At 42.5% G+C, this 17,547-nt stretch carries 15 protein-coding genes; 7 read left to right on the top strand and 8 right to left on the bottom strand.

What is annotated here, in order from left to right:
• Nucleotides 1–157: 157 nt before the first annotated feature.
• Both ACYQ2C_RS09555 and ACYQ2C_RS09550 read right to left on the bottom strand, forming a co-directional pair.
• A complete protein-coding gene (locus tag ACYQ2C_RS09555; RefSeq protein WP_460101755.1) occupies nt 158–889 on the bottom strand; it encodes a ChrR family anti-sigma-E factor in 732 nt (243 codons plus the stop codon).
• The gene (locus ACYQ2C_RS09550) at nt 886–1,548 is read right to left on the bottom strand and encodes a sigma-70 family RNA polymerase sigma factor (protein WP_460048503.1); all 663 of its coding nucleotides are present in this window, start codon (nt 1,546–1,548) and stop codon (nt 886–888) included. Before ACYQ2C_RS09550 ends, ACYQ2C_RS09555 begins: the two co-directional genes overlap by 4 nt.
• A 466-nt stretch (nt 1,549–2,014) precedes the next feature.
• Here ACYQ2C_RS09550 and ACYQ2C_RS09545 point away from each other — a divergent pair, with 466 nt between their 5' ends.
• The 6 genes from ACYQ2C_RS09545 to ACYQ2C_RS09520 all read left to right on the top strand — a co-directional run bounded on the left by ACYQ2C_RS09545 (nt 2,015) and on the right by ACYQ2C_RS09520 (nt 8,138).
• Complete coding sequence (locus ACYQ2C_RS09545; RefSeq protein ID WP_460048502.1) at nt 2,015–2,470, top strand: nuclear transport factor 2 family protein; 456 nt, start codon at nt 2,015–2,017, stop codon at nt 2,468–2,470.
• A gap of 7 nt (nt 2,471–2,477) precedes the next feature.
• Complete coding sequence (locus tag ACYQ2C_RS09540) at nt 2,478–3,263, top strand: SDR family NAD(P)-dependent oxidoreductase (protein WP_460101906.1); 786 nt, start codon at nt 2,478–2,480, stop codon at nt 3,261–3,263.
• Nucleotides 3,264–3,510: 247 nt separating this feature from the next.
• Nucleotides 3,511–4,848, top strand: coding sequence for an NAD(P)/FAD-dependent oxidoreductase (locus ACYQ2C_RS09535; RefSeq protein ID WP_460101758.1), 1,338 nt, complete (start codon nt 3,511–3,513; stop codon nt 4,846–4,848).
• Nucleotides 4,849–4,870: 22 nt separating this feature from the next.
• Complete coding sequence (locus ACYQ2C_RS09530; protein ID WP_460101760.1) at nt 4,871–5,659, top strand: DUF1365 domain-containing protein; 789 nt, start codon at nt 4,871–4,873, stop codon at nt 5,657–5,659.
• Nucleotides 5,659–6,915: a class I SAM-dependent methyltransferase gene (locus tag ACYQ2C_RS09525; RefSeq protein ID WP_460101762.1), complete on the top strand. Its 1,257-nt coding sequence runs from the start codon at nt 5,659–5,661 to the stop codon at nt 6,913–6,915. The genes ACYQ2C_RS09530 and ACYQ2C_RS09525 overlap by 1 nt, the downstream gene beginning before the upstream one ends.
• Nucleotides 6,916–7,592: 677 nt before the next feature.
• Nucleotides 7,593–8,138 carry a 3'-5' exonuclease gene (locus ACYQ2C_RS09520; RefSeq protein ID WP_460101764.1) on the top strand — a complete coding sequence of 182 codons (546 nt, stop codon included), beginning with the start codon at nt 7,593–7,595 and terminating at the stop codon, nt 8,136–8,138.
• A gap of 927 nt (nt 8,139–9,065) precedes the next feature.
• On the opposite strand, the gene ACYQ2C_RS09515 is transcribed toward ACYQ2C_RS09520, so the two are convergent.
• Complete coding sequence (locus tag ACYQ2C_RS09515; RefSeq protein WP_460101766.1) at nt 9,066–10,370, bottom strand: ribonucleotide-diphosphate reductase subunit beta; 1,305 nt, start codon at nt 10,368–10,370, stop codon at nt 9,066–9,068.
• A 661-nt stretch (nt 10,371–11,031) separates the two neighbouring features.
• Here ACYQ2C_RS09515 and ACYQ2C_RS09510 point away from each other — a divergent pair.
• On the top strand, nt 11,032–11,538 hold the full coding sequence (locus ACYQ2C_RS09510; RefSeq protein ID WP_460101768.1) for a 6-pyruvoyl trahydropterin synthase family protein: 507 nt from the start codon (nt 11,032–11,034) through the stop codon (nt 11,536–11,538).
• A 207-nt stretch (nt 11,539–11,745) separates the two neighbouring features.
• Here the strand turns inward: ACYQ2C_RS09510 and panB are convergent, their stop codons facing one another.
• The 5 genes from panB to ACYQ2C_RS09485 form a co-directional block, all read right to left on the bottom strand.
• Nucleotides 11,746–12,573: a 3-methyl-2-oxobutanoate hydroxymethyltransferase gene (panB, locus tag ACYQ2C_RS09505; RefSeq protein WP_460048493.1), complete on the bottom strand. Its 828-nt coding sequence runs from the start codon at nt 12,571–12,573 to the stop codon at nt 11,746–11,748.
• 428 nt (nt 12,574–13,001) lie between these two features.
• Entirely contained in the window at nt 13,002–13,499 is a 498-nt protein-coding gene (folK, locus tag ACYQ2C_RS09500) for a 2-amino-4-hydroxy-6-hydroxymethyldihydropteridine diphosphokinase (RefSeq protein WP_460101770.1), read from the bottom strand.
• 44 nt (nt 13,500–13,543) lie between these two features.
• The gene (locus ACYQ2C_RS09495) at nt 13,544–13,879 is read right to left on the bottom strand and encodes a hypothetical protein (RefSeq protein ID WP_460101772.1); all 336 of its coding nucleotides are present in this window, start codon (nt 13,877–13,879) and stop codon (nt 13,544–13,546) included.
• A gap of 11 nt (nt 13,880–13,890) precedes the next feature.
• Nucleotides 13,891–15,243: a polynucleotide adenylyltransferase PcnB gene (gene pcnB / locus ACYQ2C_RS09490; protein ID WP_460101774.1), complete on the bottom strand. Its 1,353-nt coding sequence runs from the start codon at nt 15,241–15,243 to the stop codon at nt 13,891–13,893.
• A gap of 857 nt (nt 15,244–16,100) precedes the next feature.
• Complete coding sequence (locus ACYQ2C_RS09485) at nt 16,101–17,519, bottom strand: sigma-54-dependent transcriptional regulator (RefSeq protein ID WP_460048487.1); 1,419 nt, start codon at nt 17,517–17,519, stop codon at nt 16,101–16,103.
• Between the last annotated feature and the right edge of the window lie 28 nt (nt 17,520–17,547).

Below are 17,547 nucleotides of genomic sequence, written 5' to 3'. Positions count from 1 at the left end.
GTGAAGAAATTGGAAATCACATTTTCAATTTCTGCCCTCTGATTAAATCAAGGATGAGTTAATCAGAGGTTCCTTTAGAAACTTCCTAAGTGTGAATACACTGTGAGTATAAATATGCTCTGAACAGTCATTATCGCTGATTGCTTTCGCACAAATTTCAACCAGGTTGTAGCTGAACAAAAGGATTAATTAACCAGCCCAGTAGGCCTGTAAATTTCAACGGCGCATCTACCACGGCTAAACACAGGCAGTCGGCATCCGCTGTTGCGTTGGGTGTATGAACGTCACCGGGCTTTCTGTGTAAGAAATCACCCGCGCTGTAGATGCCGTCTTGATCTGAAAATGCTCCTCGCAGTACCACCGTATACTCGTTACCTTTGTGGTTGTGTTCCAGCACACGACCACCGGCGCCGATCTTAATAAGCGAAACCTCGCAGCGGTTTTGTCCGGTTTTGAGATGAGCGATTTGCATGGCAGGCGCCACACGACGCCATTTTAAAAATCGAGGCTTCACAATTAACTTGGCCAAGTTTGTAGGCAGATCGCGTCTAATTTTACTGGCAACGGCAATGGGTATTTCACTGGCTTGAGCTTCTGATGCAGTCGCCGGATTTTCAATACCATCGACACGCGCCATTACCGAATCAAAAAGCTGATCTAAAGGCCGCAACATCGAGGGAGTTGCTCGTAGGTTAACGTTTTCGGGTTGATAACTGCTGTGCTCAAGTTCTTCTATGAGAATGCCGCCGAGTTGGTTAAAGCGATTGACCTGTTCTCTACAGCTTTCGCAATAGTGCAAATGCGCCGAAACGCTTAAGGCCACCGCCGAATCGATGGAACCCGCGCTGTATTCAAGCAGCAAGTTAATGTCTGGGTGGTGGCGAATCATTGATCAACCTCGTTACTTCTGTTTGCAACTATCAACTGTAATTTCTTTAAACCCAATCTCACACGTGATTTCACGGTTCCCAGGGGAAGGTCCATTTCTTCCGCTGCTTCTAGATGCGTTTTGCCTTCCATAAACACCTTACGAATGACTTGAATTTGATCTTTTGGCAAAACTTGCCAAGCTTTGGCGATCAGGTCTTTATCGCGAGCTTTTTGTAGGTGAGTAACGGGTGTATGTTCCTCTTCATCGGCCCAAAGATCATCAATTTCCAGCGGCTGCGCGATATGTCGATTTGATCTTCTCAGCAAATCAATTCGACAGTTTCTGGCAAGGGTAAAAACCCAAGTGCTGGCGGAGGCTTTTTTAGGGTCGAAGGTGTTGGCTTTTTGCCAAACCTTGATCATAACTTCTTGAGCCAGCTCATCGGGCAGGCTTGAAGATTGATCGGGCACAGGCTTAGACAGGCAATAACCCCTGATCAGAGGAACATAGTGATTGAAGAATCGCTCGAAGGCCTTTCTGTCCTTCTGGGCGACAAGCAGCAGCGTTTGGCTCCAAGTATCGTCTCGCAAGGTGTTTTGCGATCCGCTTGTTGGTGGGTCGATTCTATCGGTCACTTTGGCTTTAATTTTAGGTAGGTCATTGCCTGAAGCTAGCACGAAAACTCTCTCTTTTCATGAAAAACCGTCATTGTCAGCACAACTCAAACACAAAGGAGCCAGTTAGGAGTTGCATCGAACCTTTTTACGCAGAGAGATTGTTAATGGATGACTCATTGTTAACGATTGTTTGAACTAAACTGACGGTATGGCCGTTCCACTAATGTGGACGATCCAGTTTCACTCTCCTGTGTGGGAATATTGGCCCTGTGTGGGAATGGCGTCGATCACTCGGTGAGCTTAGGCATTATCTTCACCTGAGAAGCTTTTTAGTGTGTGGGTGGTGTGTAACGACTAAGAACTCGAAGTGGCTAAGAATTCGAAGTGGCTAAGAATTCGAAGTGGCTAAGAACTCGAAGCGATAAAGCATTGGTTTGATTGTGATGGTTTGATTGATCTAATGATCGCGATACCGCGTATAGATCTTATATATCGATTTCCAAGGTGCGCAGGCCAGAGAGGAACTATGAATACGGCGCTCGACATCAATCAGTTAGCCAGCAAACCCGCGATGCAGAGATTTTTATCGGCTTACTCTGAGTTCGATGCCAGGCTTATTCAAAATCTACCGCACATCTACCACGAGAACGCCGTGTTCATTGACCCAGTACACAGAGTAGAAGGTATTGGTGGTATTGAAAGCTACTTTTCCAAGCTCTTGCCGTCGTTAAATTATTGTCGATTCATTTTTGAAGACATCGTCGAAACCGATGATATTGTGTTCGTGAGTTGGGTCATGGAATTCAGCCACCAAAAGTTAGCACGAGGCGAAGAGATATCCGTTAAAGGTACTTCTAGGTTAGTTTTCAATAACGAAAAAATTATTTCGCACATTGACTACTACGACATGGGGGCGATGCTTTACGAACACGTTCCTGTTTTAGGGCGCGTGGTTATTTGGCTGCGTAAACGTTTGGGGTAAATGTGTGATGTTCAGTAAATCGGCATACCCTCTCACCGAAAAAACCGTGTGGATTACCGGAGCTTCGTCAGGAATAGGACTGCAATTAAGTAGAGATTTAGCATCGAAGAACAATTTAATTATTGCCAGCGGTCGCAATACTTCTGCATTAGAGCAGTTGCAGCAGCAGTTTCCTAACAACATTGTTGTTTTGAGCTTTGATTTATCCAACGACGCTCACTGGGCATCATTGCCATCGCGTTTTCGTGACTTTACGGACACCCTTGACGGAGTTATCGCCGCCGCTGGTATTTGCGAATATTTGGACGATCCTTTAACAGGGCAAGCTATTTACCGTCGCGTATTTGAAGTGAATTTTTTCGCGATGATCAGGACTTTATCAATTGCTGTGCCGTTGTTAAAAAAGTCCGAATCCAAGGCGTTTTTTGCCGGTGTTAGCTCAATGGCTGCACAGGCGCCATTTACCCGAACACAAGCTTACGGTGCATCCAAGGCCGCGTGCGAATATTGGTTGGGATGTCAGCGTATCGATCTTGAGCCTCAAGGTATTCATGTGATCACAATTTCTCCGGGTTTTGTAGATACGCCCTTGACTCGACAGAATGATTTTCCCATGCCGACGTTAATTTCTGTAGAAGAGGCATCAGACATTATTTGTACCGGTATCGCCCAAAATAGAAAATCAATTGTGTTTCCCAAAAGATTATTGTGGATGCTACGTATTTATCGCTGGTTTCCAGGCTTATGGTTTGGTCCTATTGCGCGAAAAATGCGAAGAGCCCAAGATATTTAACGAATTTTTTGCAGAAAAGTAATTTGCTTCAAAAAACAACTCTGATTAATTCAGAGATTCTAAGGGGATTTGCTTGTAAAAAACCCTGTTGTACCTGTGAGAGAGTTAGAATTTATTGTAATTGTTATTTGGTGGCAACGCTTAATTTTTAGCACCGCTTAATTTGTAGCACCACTTAATAAGCTAGATACTATTGCGTTTTTTTGCGTATTCATTCCTATTAAATATCGGCAATTAAAAAATTATTATGACCGGAACCATTTTAGACCGTGTAATTAAGCCTCGAATAGCGATAGTGGGTTCAGGTATAGCAGGATTATCGTGCGGATATTATTTGCACAAACATTTTGATGTGCATATTTTTGAAGCTGACTCGCGTATTGGTGGTCACACTGCGACTATAGATTTCGAGCTAGACGGTAAGCATTATGCAATAGATACTGGCTTTATTGTTTTTAACGATTGGACTTACCCGCTATTTATGCAACTGCTTGACGAGATCGGCGTCCAATATCAACCTTCAAGTATGGGCTTTAGTGTCACGTGCGAAACCACAGGGCTGGAATACAGTGGTGGTAGCTTAAGTACCTTGTTTGCCCAGCGCAGTAATTTATTAAATTCAAAACATTGGAAAATGTTGGCGGACATTGTTCGTTTTAATAAAACTATTTTGGCCGATTTAGCATTGAATAAACTCGATGCTAAACAAAGTCTCGGTGAATATCTTGATCGCAAACGTTTTGCGAGCCGATTTTTGAGTCATTATTTAATTCCCATGGTCAGTGCCATCTGGTCGAAATCAACCCAGGCAAGCCTAGATATGCCGGTGCTTTTTTTCGCCGAGTTTTTTAAAAATCACGGATTGTTGAGTGTTAAAAATAGACCTCAGTGGTATGTTGTTAGCGGTGGATCAAAGAGCTACATTAAGCCGTTAACGCAGTTTTTTGCCGATAAAATCTACACCAATGCCAAGGTTACCGATGTTAAAAGACTTGCAGACGGTGTTGAGTTTTTTGTCAACGACGAAAAACAACATTTCGATTACATAGTGTTTGCCAGTCACAGTGATCAAACATTAGCGGCGCTAACAGACGCCTCTACCTTAGAAACCGAATTACTCGGCAACATTCCTTACCAAGTAAATGATGTAGTCTTGCATTGGGATGAGTCGCTGTTGCCGGAGAATAAATCAACTTGGTCGAGTTGGAATTATCGTCTTGTCAAAACAAATAACCAGACAAGATTCGAACAAGACAAAGCCGTGCTGACTTATCACATGAATACGCTTCAGAATATTCAAAGTGAGCGGAATTTTTGCGTAACCTTAAATCATACCGATGCGATAAATCCCGATAAAATTATTGGTCGCTATCAGTACAGTCATCCAACTTTTGGCAAAAAAGCTTTAGTAACCCAACAATCTTGGCAGGACATTAATACCGATCGAACTTGGTTTTGCGGTGCTTGGTGGCGAAATGGCTTTCACGAAGATGCCGTCTACAGTGCTAAACGTGTAGCTGATGCTTTATTGCAGAAAGTGCAGGTTGCTACGTGTCACATAAACACGGAATCCGCTAACCAATAATTAACGAGAAATTAAACATTTAATGGAATTTCAGTCGGCCATTTATTGCGGGAAGGTGCGTCATCGCCGCTTTGCCCCAAAACATCATTCCTTCGGTTATGATGTGTTTATGTTTTATTTGGATTTAGATGAATTAATTGATTTAAGCCAAACCAGTCGATTATTTTCGACAGATAAAAAACGCGGTTTCGGACGCTGGTTCTGGCGGTGGCGTCGTGAAGATTATTTTTTAAATAACACCAGTAACTTGAAAAACGAAATTTACCAATGGTTGGCCGATCGGGGAATAAAAAATCTTTCCGGGCCCATTCGAATGTTGGCAAATGTTCGATGTTTTAATTTTATCATTAATCCTATAGTTTGCTATTTTATTTTTGATGAAAATAATTCGGTACCAAAATACGTTATTGCAGAAGTTACCAATACTCCATGGCGCGAACGTACCCAGTATTTGTTAACCTGTGATGAAAGCGGAAATCTCAAAGATTTTGAATTTGAAAAAAAGCTTCATGTGTCACCTTTTCATGGTATGAATATGTTCTACCGTTGGTGCAGTATTTCACCCGGTGATAATGTTCATATTAATATCGAAAACGTGGTGAATAATCGCGGTAGTGAAGACGTCATTTTCGATGCCACCATAAATTTAAGACGTATTCCTTTTACTGCGCAAAATTTGCAAAGAACGTTTTTTCAGTTTCCGATAATGACATTCAAAGCGCTGTTTGGCATCTATTGGCAAGCATTAAAAATATTTGTTAAAAAAATACCTGTCCAACCTCATCCCAAAAACTTGAAAGCGAGGCCTTGATGAGAGCCATTAGTATTGATGAAACCCGTGTGGTCAATAAAAAAGATATTTTATTTTTAGATAATCTAGCACGTTCAACTATTTTCAAAATATTTAAACGTATTCGGGTTGGGCATTTAATTCTTACCGAAGGCGACAGAACCTACACCTTTGGTCAGCCTAGGCAAGACGCAGAGATAGTTGCCAAAATATCGGTTAATCACGGATGGGCATATCGTCAGGCCTTATTTCGTGGCTCGGTAGGTTCAGGTGAGGCGTACATGCTTGAGGGTTGGAGTTCACCCGATCCTCTCAATGTTGTGCGTCTAATGGTTCGCAATCAACACATGCGCGAAGCTATGGATCACCGCTGGGGATTTTTAAATGCGTTAATCAGTCGAATTTCCAAGTTTTTATCACGTAACAATATTCATGGTTCTAAAGCGAATATTTCTGCCCATTATGATTTGAGCAATGAATTTTTTCAGTTGTTTTTAGATGATCACATGATGTATTCCTCTGCGGTTTTTAACGATCATCAATCTTCGTTAGAAGATGCGTCGGTCACTAAAATGCAGTCGGTGTGTGACGCTCTCAAATTAACAGAGCAAGATCATTTATTAGAGATTGGCACCGGTTGGGGTGGTATGGCAATTTACGCCGCTAAAACGTCCGGTTGCAGAGTAACAACGACGACAATTTCGCAAGAGCAATACGCTTACGCTCGGGCGAGAGTAGAGCGGGAAGGTCTCAGTGATCGCGTGACCGTACTTTGCCAAGATTATCGAACACTAGAAGGTCAGTACGACAAGATTGTTTCTATCGAAATGATTGAGGCGGTGGGCCACAAATACTATCCGACGTATTTTTCAAACTGTTCTAGTTTGCTCAAAGAAAACGGCTTGATGTTTATTCAGGCAATTACCATCGCTGATCAGCGTTACGATAAAGCGAGAAAGTCTACCGATTTTATTCAACAGTATATTTTTCCCGGCGGTGTATTACCCTCCATAGAAATTATCGCAAAAAATATACGTGCTCATACTAATATGCAGATGGTTTCGTTAACCGATATTACCGGTGACTATGTTTTAACATTGGATAATTGGCGTCAACGTTTTCAAAAAAATATTCACAAGGTTCGTGAGCTGGGTTTTGATCCCATGTTCGAACGTATGTGGGAATATTATTTATTTTATTGTCAGGGTGGATTTCAAGAAAGAGTTATCAGCACGGTGCAATTAGTTTTGGCTAAACCATTGGCTAAAAATTTTTAAGAGGTGCAGTGAATTAGAGTCGGGTCATAAATGAAAACGCGATTTCCAAATTTAGTTTGATGCTACTTCTTATTAAAATTCAACAGACTTTCTAGTTTTATATTCGGTTACGAAATAAGATTTTAAGAATTTCTGAATAACTTAAAGTCTTCTTTAGACATACTGAGATGTTCACTGATTGAAAATGGTCTGGTTTTTCTACAATTGGATATTTTTTTAATCAATGACTCTCAAGTATGTTCTTATTTTGTAAATCTGACCCTCATTTTGTAATGCGCGTCTTTACGTTGTAAAAGTATCGATAAATTATTCCACTTTATTGGCAATACCCGGAATAATCTTCTAGGTTTAAATAAACTGACTTATAAATCGATAAATAACGTCATACAACTTCGGTATTCTTTGTTCAATTATTGACGTTCCTTGTCCTCAATGGTCTATGTATGTCTTACTCGCGACCTGTGTCGCAGATATTCTTTTTCTATTGTGGGAAATTCCTGATGTAAGCCTAAGGTTTTTCGTTTAGTTTCCAAATGGCGAGATTATCGAGAAGTTAAACACACATAATGTGTATAGAATTTCGTGGCACGAAACGTGTCTATAAGAATAATAATATCGAACGTCTTTGCTGGATTCTCAAAATTGTGAGAATTATTTGAATGAAGAAATGCGTAAACATGGAAAATAAAACAATTGTAAATGGATTTAAGCTGGCGCGACCTGTTAGGCCAGCAGTAATAGATATAGAAGCATCGGGTTTTGGCTTTCAAAGCTATCCTATCGAAGTGGGAATTGTCTTGGCCTCAGGTCAGCGTTTGTCTCGTCTGATTAAACCTTTGCGCAGCTGGACACATTGGGATTCCAGCGCAGAAGCGCTGCACGGCATTTCACGGGATCAATTGCTTCAAGAAGGCTACGCCCCCAGAGTTGTTGCCGAAGAATTGAACGACATTTTATCGGGTCAGACTGTCTACAGTGATGCTTGGGTTGTTGATAAGCCCTGGATTGATACTTTATTTGACGCCGTGAAAATAAATCGTGATTTTCGTATCAGTCCAATAGAGGCGATTTTTTCTGAAAGCCAAATTGAAGATTGGGATTTGACCAAAAAACGTATTACCGAAGAGTCTGGTCAACCTATTCATCGAGCTCTTAACGACGCATTGCTGATTCAAGAGACCTTTGTAGCAACTCGCAAACCTGTGAGTTCACGCATTGCGTAATTTCAGACCGAGTATTTATTGTTCACTGTTTAGCTGGCGCTCAAAATGAGTGCTGGCGCCATTCGTCTTTTTACTCTTATTGCTTAGACTTTATCCTATCTCGCCAAGTTAATTCTCCCGACACATTGATCAATTACTGTTGCTGGCCTTTTAAAGACACTGGTACTGGATATTGGATTTGTTAACGAGGTTTTGAAATTGAAGTGAGTTGTGTGATAACAGGCTTTAAGAAGCTGCTTGATTAACAAAAAGAAGAATGAAGTTTATTGGTGAAGAGCTGAAAATAAAAAGGCTCTAATAAAGAGCCCCCTAGATACCTGGTCGTCCATGACCCGAAGCATCCTGCTTCGAAGAATCCAGTTCTTTTGGATAACAACAATCCTCTGTTGCTATAAAGACCTAAGTACCGCTTCCGTACGGCTATTGTATTACTGTCCTTGTTTTTATCTGTATTTTTACCTAACTTGGTCCATCAAACGACCGTGTTGCCTTCCCGTGGCAAACTCTCTTTTTAAAATCCTTTTCAGACCTAACCTTGGTCTCTTGTCTTCCTTGATTACCTCCCTGTGATTTGTATTATCACTTCAAAGTGAAAGTGTGAACAGGCGCATATTTCTGGTCTTTTTGTGAGATATATCTCACTTGCTAGCAGATGAAATACGATTTGAGAAAGAACAAATTAGCATTGGGAGGTTATTTTTAATTGCTGGGTGTGAAAGCTATGCTGACATTTGTGTGCTAATTTTGATCTTTTTGTATTATTAATGATCTATTTGTGCAAGAAAAACGAAGAATTATGACGAGAATGACTGTGTAATGGGTGATCTTAGAGGAGTTTTGAATGTGTGAGCATTTGTCACTAAGTTGATGATTGAATTCGAACGACAATAGACGAGAAAGTACTCGTCTATTGCGAAATTGAGGAGATTATTCTCCCCAGTTAAGTGCGCCACCGGTTTGGTATTCAATAACGCGAGTTTCAAAGAAGTTCTTCTCTTTACGAAGATCCATCATTTCACTCATCCAAGGGAATGGGTTCTCAGCGCCCGGATACTGTTCTGGAAGACCCAGTTGCGATAAACGACGGTTGGCAATGAAGTGCAGATACTCTTCCATCATGGCCGCGTTCATTCCCAATACTCCGCGCGGCATGGTATCGCGAGCGTATTGAATCTCAAGCTCAGCACCTTCAAGAATCATTTGAATGATTTCAGCTTTGAATTCTTCGGTCCAAAGATGTGGGTTTTCTAGCTTGATTTGGTTGATAACATCGATACCAAAGTTCAAGTGCATAGATTCGTCGCGCAAAATGTATTGGAATTGCTCGGCAACACCGGTCATTTTGTTGCGGCGACCCATGGATAAGATTTGAGAGAATCCACAGTAGAAGAAGATACCTTCAGTCACTACGTAAAAACCAACAAGATTGCGCAGTAATTCTTGGTCGCTTTCTGGAGTGCCGGTTGTGAAGCTCGGATCGCTCAAACCTCGGGTGTGGGCAATACTCCATGCAGCTTTTGCCGCAACAGACGGTACTTCGCGATACATGTTGAATACTTCACCTTCATCCATGCCCAAAGACTCAATACAGTATTGATAAGCGTGGGTGTGGATAGCTTCTTCAAACGCTTGGCGCAAAATGTACTGACGACACTCAGGATTGGTCACTAAGCGGTAGATGGCAAGTACTAAGTTGTTGGCAACAAGGCTATCGGCGGTAGAGAAGTAGCCTAACGAGCGCATTACGATCAAACGCTCATCGTCGGTTAAACCTTTAGGGTTTTTCCACAGGGCGATGTCTGCGTTCATGTTAACTTCTTGTGGCATCCAATGGTTTGCACAACCATCAAGGTATTTTTGCCACGCCCAATCGTATTTGAACGGTACTAACTGGTTAAGATCTGCGCGGCAGTTGATCATGCGTTTGTCGTCAACTTCAACGCGTGCAGCGCCCATTTCAAGTTCTTCTAAACCAGGAGCCGTATCGGCTTCGGCAATGGCTTTTAATGCGGCTTCTACGTTTGCCGAAAATTCACCAACATTAGCGGCTGAGGTAGCTTCTTTAGCCACAGCGGTCTCTAGTCCTGCGCCTGAGGCTACGGTTGAAGCTGATACTTTATTGCTTGGTTCTTGAGCGGGAGCTGGCTTTGGTGCTTCAACTGGTTTTGCGGTTTGAGGTTTTGGTTTGACTGGAGTCGATTCGTTCGTGTCGAAATCATCCCAACTTAACATGGTGTGAAAATCCTTTGCCATTTAAATGGTCGGTTGAAGGTACGGATTTTGGGTTGATCGCTCGCCGGCGATATCAAAAAAGTGTGTAACAACAGAATGAGCAGAGTTTCAGGTTTGATTCGATATAACCTTGATTAACTTTGGAGAAATAAGCATTCGTCGTGAAGTTGTCTTTCCTTGTCTGTGTGTACAGCGCACACCAAGAACTATAGGCAATATTGACAGGTAACACAATATCTAGTGGTTTAAAAAAATGTAAACACTAGATATGTACTATTTTTTCACAAGTTATCCACAGGTGTGGACAATTTTTACTTCTAGACGAAATTTTCTGGGCTTTTTGTTAGTACTTAAAAGCACAAGGCAGTGGTTACTAACATAGTCTATTTAGGTGGGGAATAACTTGGTGTGGCGCTCAAATTTGTGTGTTGAGTAAAGTGAACAGCCATTCGATCATGAAATTTAGAAACGAATCACCGATAATGAATTCTCAAGTATTAGCTACACATACGTGGCATAAACTACTGAACTTGAGTGTTTCTTCAGTGTGAATACTAAGAGTTCAAGTTCTGAGCTACCGTCACGTTATGAGTGAGAAACTCGCTACGCAATTGCGTATTAGAATGTGAATCTAAAAATCATTACAGGCGGGAGAGAAACCTTGCAGGAAGATCAACACCCACGAGTGGTGCGATTGAGTTTTAGTAAAGAGTATTTAAAGTTTTCTGCTGCTCATTTTACGATTTTTTCGGCCACCGAGCGCGAACGTTTGCACGGTCATAATTTTACGGTTGCGGTTGATATGCAAGTATCAGTGAGCGACGACGGTTTAGCCTCTAATTATCGAGTTTACAAAGACGAGCTTAAAAAGTGTTGCGCTGAATTGGATGAATATTTGATATTGCCGCAGTTATCGCCGCATCTAATCATCGAGTCAAATGCTGGCGAATATGTGGTTCAATTTCATAAGGAAACCATGCGATTCCTACAAGCGGATACACAACTCTTGCCGATTAGAAATACAACGGTGGAAGAGTTTTCGCACTATCTGTTAAATCAGCTTCTCTCTACAGAGGTTTTTGCTCCTGGCAAAGTTTCTGAGTTGTCTGTCACTGTGGCGTCAGGACCGGGTCAGTCTGGCACCAGCTCTTGGTCAGGTTGCGCTTAATTTTTGGGCTGATTGATTGAGTAACTTAAAAAATATGTGTGATGTGTATTTGTACGTCGATGCAGAGTACAAATTTGGGTGGCGTGCTAGAAGATGCTTTATTTGAGGAGCCTCTGATTAACTCGTCGCTGATTTAATCAGAGGTTCAAATCGTACGGGACAATTTTAAATTTTTACGGAAATAAAATTTAAAAAACGTATTTTGTATTACACAAAAATATTTTCTTCCGCTGGGAATATTCCATTTCGAGTATCTTCGGCGTATTTCATTAATGCACCGGGAATCGAAGCGGTTTCTTCCAAAAAGTTTTTGGAAAACTTAGGTGGTTTCTCGGTAAGACCTAAAATATCGTTAATAACCAAAACCTGTGCGTCGGTATCTTTACCCGCACCTATACCAATGGTTGGAATGTCGAGAGATTCGGTAATGGTTTTGGCAAGTGAAGAAGGAATGCATTCCATAACCAATAAATCGGCGCCGGCTTCTTCTAGCATGCGCGCGTCATTATAAATAATTTCGGCTTGTTGCTCGTTGCGACCTTGCACACGGAAACCACCGAATTTGTTCACGTATTGTGGCGTTAAACCAATGTGCCCACACACGGGAATGCCTCGGTCGGTCAACATTTTTACGGTTTCAGCAATCCATTCACCGCCTTCCAGTTTTACCATGTGCGCGCCGGCCTGCATGATTCGCGTGGCATTTATCATGGCTTGTTCGGGTGTTGCGTAAGACATGAAGGGCAGGTCGCCCATGATCATAGATTTATTGTTACCGCGTCTTACAGCTTCAACGTGATAAATCATATGCTCCATGGTGACAGGAATAGTGTCGTCGTACCCTAAAACTGTCATTCCTAAGCTATCGCCAACCAGCAGTAATTCTATGCCGGTCTTCTGCGCCATGGCTGCCATAGGTGCATCGTACAGTGAAACGCAGACAAATTTATTGCCCTCGGACTTCATCTTTCTCAAGGTGGTGATGCTAACGGGTTTAGTAAGAGCGGACTCTTGTGTGGGTTTTCCGTAGGGCATGATAGTTTCCCATGTATTCAATCAATAGTGTCGCCGGTGTAGGGCGAGTTGTAGATGAGTTTCTCGCTTTTGACGCAAAACTCAATAACTATTTTGTGCAACTTTATTCGCTGATGTGGCGAAGATTGATTGCGTGCTTGCTTAACGTTAAAAAAGCTTAGAGCAAATAATCAGGGTATTAATCAAAGCTTATTTTAAACGCGGTTTTAATAATTCTAATTTTTATAGGAAACTCTGATTAACCTGGAGTTTCTCGCGACACAAGGATGTGTCACCAATTTCAAGAACGGTAAGTGATTGAAATTGTGAAGAAATTGAAAATCGCATCGTCAATTTCTGTCCTCTGATTAAATCAGCGACGAGTTAATCAGAGGTTCCTATACGGTTATATGGCGTATTTATTGGCCATATATTGGTAGTCTTATGTGTTAAAAATTAAGCAGCGATATATTGTCGAGCTGTCGTAATCCCGCATTACCAAGGTTTTTTTTGAGTAAATTTAACGGTGTGCCATCGGGTAAGGCAAGGTTATTGTCGATATCCAGCAACGGAAAAACCACAAAATTTCTTTCGTGAAGCCTCGGATGCGGAACCGTAAGAAAATCTGATTGAATCACCTGGTTGTTAAATAGCAACAAATCAAGATCCAATGTACGCGCACCCCAGCGTTCAATTCGCACTCTACCGTGATCGTTTTCTACCGTCTGTAAAACGGTCAACAATTCAGGCGCTGAAAGTTCGGTGCTAATTTTTAGGGCCGCATTGGTGTAATTGGGTTGGGCAGGGCCAACGGGATCGGAATCATAGACTTTAGAGCATTCAAGCACCTCAATAGAGAGATGCTCGGAAAGTTGTTTAACCGCAGAGGTTAATTGTGCGATGGGGTTATCTAGATTAGCGCCAAGGCCAATGTAGGCAGTATTCATAAATTGAAAAACATAGCCGTAATCAAACTCAATTATTAAAAACGCTAGAGTTTATTCGTTAGCAGGAGGGTAGTAGTACAGGGTAAGGCTGCGTTTTTTCCGTAAATTATTAAGCCAAGAGAGGCAAAAACCGAACAGAGCGCGCCTAAAAATAGAGACAAAAATACACCAGCCAGCGGCACTATAAAAAGCGCCTTGATACCTGTTACAGGTTGTCCTTGCATGTAAAAATCCAGCAAGCCGACAGACGCTAAAATACCCAGCACTGAAAACAAAGGAATCATAAACACCGTTACGCCGACGAAAATGATTTTAAAAACAGATTTAGTATGCAGCCTTTGAACGCTTATCGGCTGCATGGATTTCTGATTATCTGACATGAATAACTCAACTAGTTTACGTCGGGAGAATTTGACGGTGATTTGCGTCTTGGTCGGCGTCGAGAGTTAGAGTTGTTTCTGCCTCTACTGTGCTGTTCGTTAGCCATTTTTTCACGATTGACATCGTTAGCATTTTGAAAATCCGTCCACCATTGGCCCAAGCCTTGGTGATCTTCACCCGATTGCTCACGTAACAGTAAGAAATCGTAGGCGGCACGAAAACGAGGGTGCTCCATAATTCTGAAGGCTCGCTGGCCTGCTCTGCGGGGTAGTCGCGCTTGTAGGTCCCATATTTCACGCATGGTGGTGCTGAAGCGCTTTGGAATGCTGATAAATTGGCATTGGCGCGATAACACTTGTTGATAGGCCTGATGCGTTGCTTCTGCTGGCGTCAGTTTCTCAGCCTTAAGAGTTTCTATTCGAGCTTCAATTTCGGGCCACAGTAATACGGCATAGATAAAAGCCGGTGTTACGCGTTTGCCTGATCGAATACGAGTATCGGTATTTGCCATGGCGTTTTCAAAAAAGACGCGGAAACTAGCACGGGCTTGCACTTGTTCTGCACTGCCGGGAAATAACTGGGCAAATAAGCCAAACTCTTCGAGTTTGTGAAAAATGGGTAAGCTGTAACCGGACATAAACAGCTTCAAGCTCTCGTCCCACAATCGAGCCGATGAAACCTGTGTGATTGCTGGAGCCAACAACTTTATAGGCGCTGCGGTTTTGGATTCGATGGTAAAGCCGAGCTTGGCCGAGAAGCGAACGGCTCTGAGCATTCGAACAGGATCTTCCTTGAAACGCGTTTGAGGATCACCAATGATGCGCAGAGTTTTGTCGTTAATATCGTTAACGCCGCCGGTAAAATCAAAGATTTCGTTAGTAATTGGGCTGAAATAGAGCGCGTTGACGGTGAAGTCTCTGCGTCTAGCATCACTTTCGATATCACCAAAGACGTTGTCTCTGAGTAACATGCCATCTTCTGATCGAGAGGAAAGCTTTTGATCCTCTTCGCCAGTATGGTCACTTCTGAAGGTAGTAACTTCAATAATCTCGCGGCCAAATCGTACGTGAACGATGCGAAATCGGCGGCCAACGATTCTGGAGTTACGAAACAGCCTGCGAACTTGCTCGGGAGTGGCGTCTGTCGCGACATCAAAATCTTTAGGATCGCCATCAAGAAGTACGTCGCGTACACCGCCGCCTACTAAATACGCTTGATGATTCGAATCTGCAAGGCGTTGAATGACTTTAAGAGCCGCTTGGCTGACTTTTTCAGATGACAGATTGTGATCAGAGTTTTTGTAAACTGTTGATTTGGAACTGTCTTTAGCCCCAGTGAAGAGGTTGATTAACCGTTTTAGCATGCGTATTAAATTAAATGACCGATACCGTGAGCGCGGCGCTTGGCTGTACCTATAAAGGAGTTAGACGCCAGTAAAAATAAGTGGGCGAGTGTATCACGTGGTTTTATCTGGTGGAAATTATCGGCAAATACAAATGAAGGAATTGGTTAAATTAGGCAGGTGTACAGACGAAAGCAAACCGGGAGAGTAATCACTCCCCCGTTTTTAATTCGGTTGTCCATAGTGTGAAAGTATTTGGCATCCTTGCTTCTTAGTTTCGCATTTGGAGGAATCGCCTCCAGTTTCAAGTTTAGTTGTTGTTGGTATTTATTATTAATTGTTGTTAATGAATTTCTTTTATTATTATTTATTGTTGTTATTGTAATTTCTGTTTTAGTTATTATTTATTGTTGTTATGTAAGTTGTTATTTATTTTTATTATTTATTGTTTTTATTATACTAGCTATAAAGCATTCGCTGTGCCAGTTTTAAAATTTATATATTTATCAATAAGTTACAAATTTTTGACACCTTGTTATCTCATTTCGCTATTTTCAATTCGTTACCTATTATCCCGTAATCTGTTACCTCATCTTGAGCGGGGTAACACTTTACGGCGAGTAACAGGAGGTAACTTTTTCAGTAACACTCCTAGTTCGATAAGCTTAGTCCATGTGTTGTGAATCGCACGTATTATCGACTGTGATTGGCAATTGACTTTTGTCAAGGTTGGTCAGTATGAAAGTTGATCAAATGGCGTTGATCGAGAAGTGAAGGAACAAGGACTGAGAACAGAGAAAGAATCTGAAGGGTAGATAAGAGGTGGAATGAATTGAAATGCGAATTGCGAGTCGCTTAAATCTACGACTCGTCGCCTATTACTTTGTGGCTGAAAGTGTTTTCTTACGCTCAATGCCAAGCTTTTGGCGTCTTTCCCATAAACACTTGCGGCTAATCCCAAGCTTTCTTGCGAGTTCGGTCTCACTCATGGATTCTTGGTGTTCTAGTACAAAATGCTGGAAATAATCTTCTAGCGATAGATCTTCTTGGGGATCTGTTCCGGGTGTGCTGACGCTTTTGGGCCTTAAGGCTTTGTGGGAATACGGCGATAGTTCATCGTCTTCGTAATTTTCCGGCGTGTCTGTTTTGACCAGATCGAGATCGATACCTAATATTTCGTAGGAAATATCCTCACCTGGCTCGCTTAAAATCACCGATCGCTGAATGGCGTTCTCTAGCTCTCGAACATTTCCTGGCCAGTTATAGGTACTGATGGCTTGAATGGCTTCGGGGCTGAGTTTTTTCTGCTCCTGGCCCATTTCATCGCAAAATCTTTCAAGCAGTGCTTCGGCAATGGTAACCACATCTTTGCCACGCTCTCTCAACGGCGGGAGCTGAAGTTGAATTACGTTTAAACGGTAATACAAATCTTCTCGGAATTTTCCCTCTTTAGAGAGTTTTCTAAGGTCTCTGTGCGTGGCGGCAACCAAACGCACATCAACCTTGCGTGAATCAATGGCACCAATGGGGCGAACTTCGCCTTCTTGGATAACCCGCAATAGCCGAGCCTGTGCCTCAAGTGGCAGCTCGCCAATTTCATCTAAAAAGAGCGTGCCTGTATCGGCAGCGGCGACCAGTCCTTCGCGAGTGGCGGCGGCACCGGTGAACGCGCCTTTTTCATGACCAAAAAGTTCAGATTCAATAAGTGTTTCAGGAATTGCCGCGCAGTTGACGCTGATTAAAGGACGCTCGGCTCTTGGACTCATAGAGTGTAGAGAGCGGGCAACCAATTCTTTTCCGGTACCAGTTTCGCCGTGAATAAGCACTGTTGCTGGCGTAGGGGCTACCTTAGCAAGTTTGGCGTAGAGCGTTCGCATGACCGGGCTTGTACCAATCATGCCTTTCACGGCAGTAACTGGGCGGTTCTTTTTACCTGCCGATGATCGGTCGACCTTACCAATGACTCTTTTAACGGCCGCGACCATTTCGTCGTGATCAAACGGTTTGGCGATATAGTCGATAGCACCCATGCGCATAGAGTCTACCGCTGAGCGAAGACTTGCATAGCTGGTCATGATAAGTACAGGAACGTCACCGGAAAGCTTAATAAGATCGGTACCGGGTGCACCGGGTAGGCGTAGATCACTGATAATAAGATCATAATCTGCCAACTGAAATTTAGTAACGGCCTCTTTTACAGAGTTTGCTTCGCTAACGTCGTACTTATGGCGAGACAGCAGCTTACGCAGGGCCGTTCGGATAATGGCTTCGTCTTCAACGACAAGAATCTTGCTCATAGTCCATCAACTGGCAGTTAATACAAAG

This window comes from Sessilibacter sp. MAH3 (assembly GCF_054658275.1).
Note: the sequence above shows the minus strand (reverse complement) of the source record. Positions and strands in the feature narration are given on the sequence as shown.

What these genes read in the sequence shown, in the direction of transcription:
- ACYQ2C_RS09555 (WP_460101755.1), bottom strand. Translation starts at nt 889, where the DNA reads ATGATTCGCCACCACCCAGACATTAACTTGCTGCTTGAATACAGCGCG.
- ACYQ2C_RS09545 (WP_460048502.1), top strand. Translation starts at nt 2,015, where the DNA reads ATGAATACGGCGCTCGACATCAATCAGTTAGCCAGCAAACCCGCGATG.
- ACYQ2C_RS09540 (WP_460101906.1), top strand. Translation starts at nt 2,478, where the DNA reads ATGTTCAGTAAATCGGCATACCCTCTCACCGAAAAAACCGTGTGGATT.
- ACYQ2C_RS09535 (WP_460101758.1), top strand. Translation starts at nt 3,511, where the DNA reads ATGACCGGAACCATTTTAGACCGTGTAATTAAGCCTCGAATAGCGATA.
- ACYQ2C_RS09530 (WP_460101760.1), top strand. Translation starts at nt 4,871, where the DNA reads ATGGAATTTCAGTCGGCCATTTATTGCGGGAAGGTGCGTCATCGCCGC.
- ACYQ2C_RS09525 (WP_460101762.1), top strand. Translation starts at nt 5,659, where the DNA reads ATGAGAGCCATTAGTATTGATGAAACCCGTGTGGTCAATAAAAAAGAT.
- ACYQ2C_RS09520 (WP_460101764.1), top strand. Translation starts at nt 7,593, where the DNA reads ATGGAAAATAAAACAATTGTAAATGGATTTAAGCTGGCGCGACCTGTT.
- ACYQ2C_RS09515 (WP_460101766.1), bottom strand. Translation starts at nt 10,370, where the DNA reads ATGTTAAGTTGGGATGATTTCGACACGAACGAATCGACTCCAGTCAAA.
- panB (WP_460048493.1), bottom strand. Translation starts at nt 12,573, where the DNA reads ATGCCCTACGGAAAACCCACACAAGAGTCCGCTCTTACTAAACCCGTT.
- folK (WP_460101770.1), bottom strand. Translation starts at nt 13,499, where the DNA reads ATGAATACTGCCTACATTGGCCTTGGCGCTAATCTAGATAACCCCATC.
- ACYQ2C_RS09495 (WP_460101772.1), bottom strand. Translation starts at nt 13,879, where the DNA reads ATGTCAGATAATCAGAAATCCATGCAGCCGATAAGCGTTCAAAGGCTG.
- pcnB (WP_460101774.1), bottom strand. Translation starts at nt 15,243, where the DNA reads ATGCTAAAACGGTTAATCAACCTCTTCACTGGGGCTAAAGACAGTTCC.
- ACYQ2C_RS09485 (WP_460048487.1), bottom strand. Translation starts at nt 17,519, where the DNA reads ATGAGCAAGATTCTTGTCGTTGAAGACGAAGCCATTATCCGAACGGCC.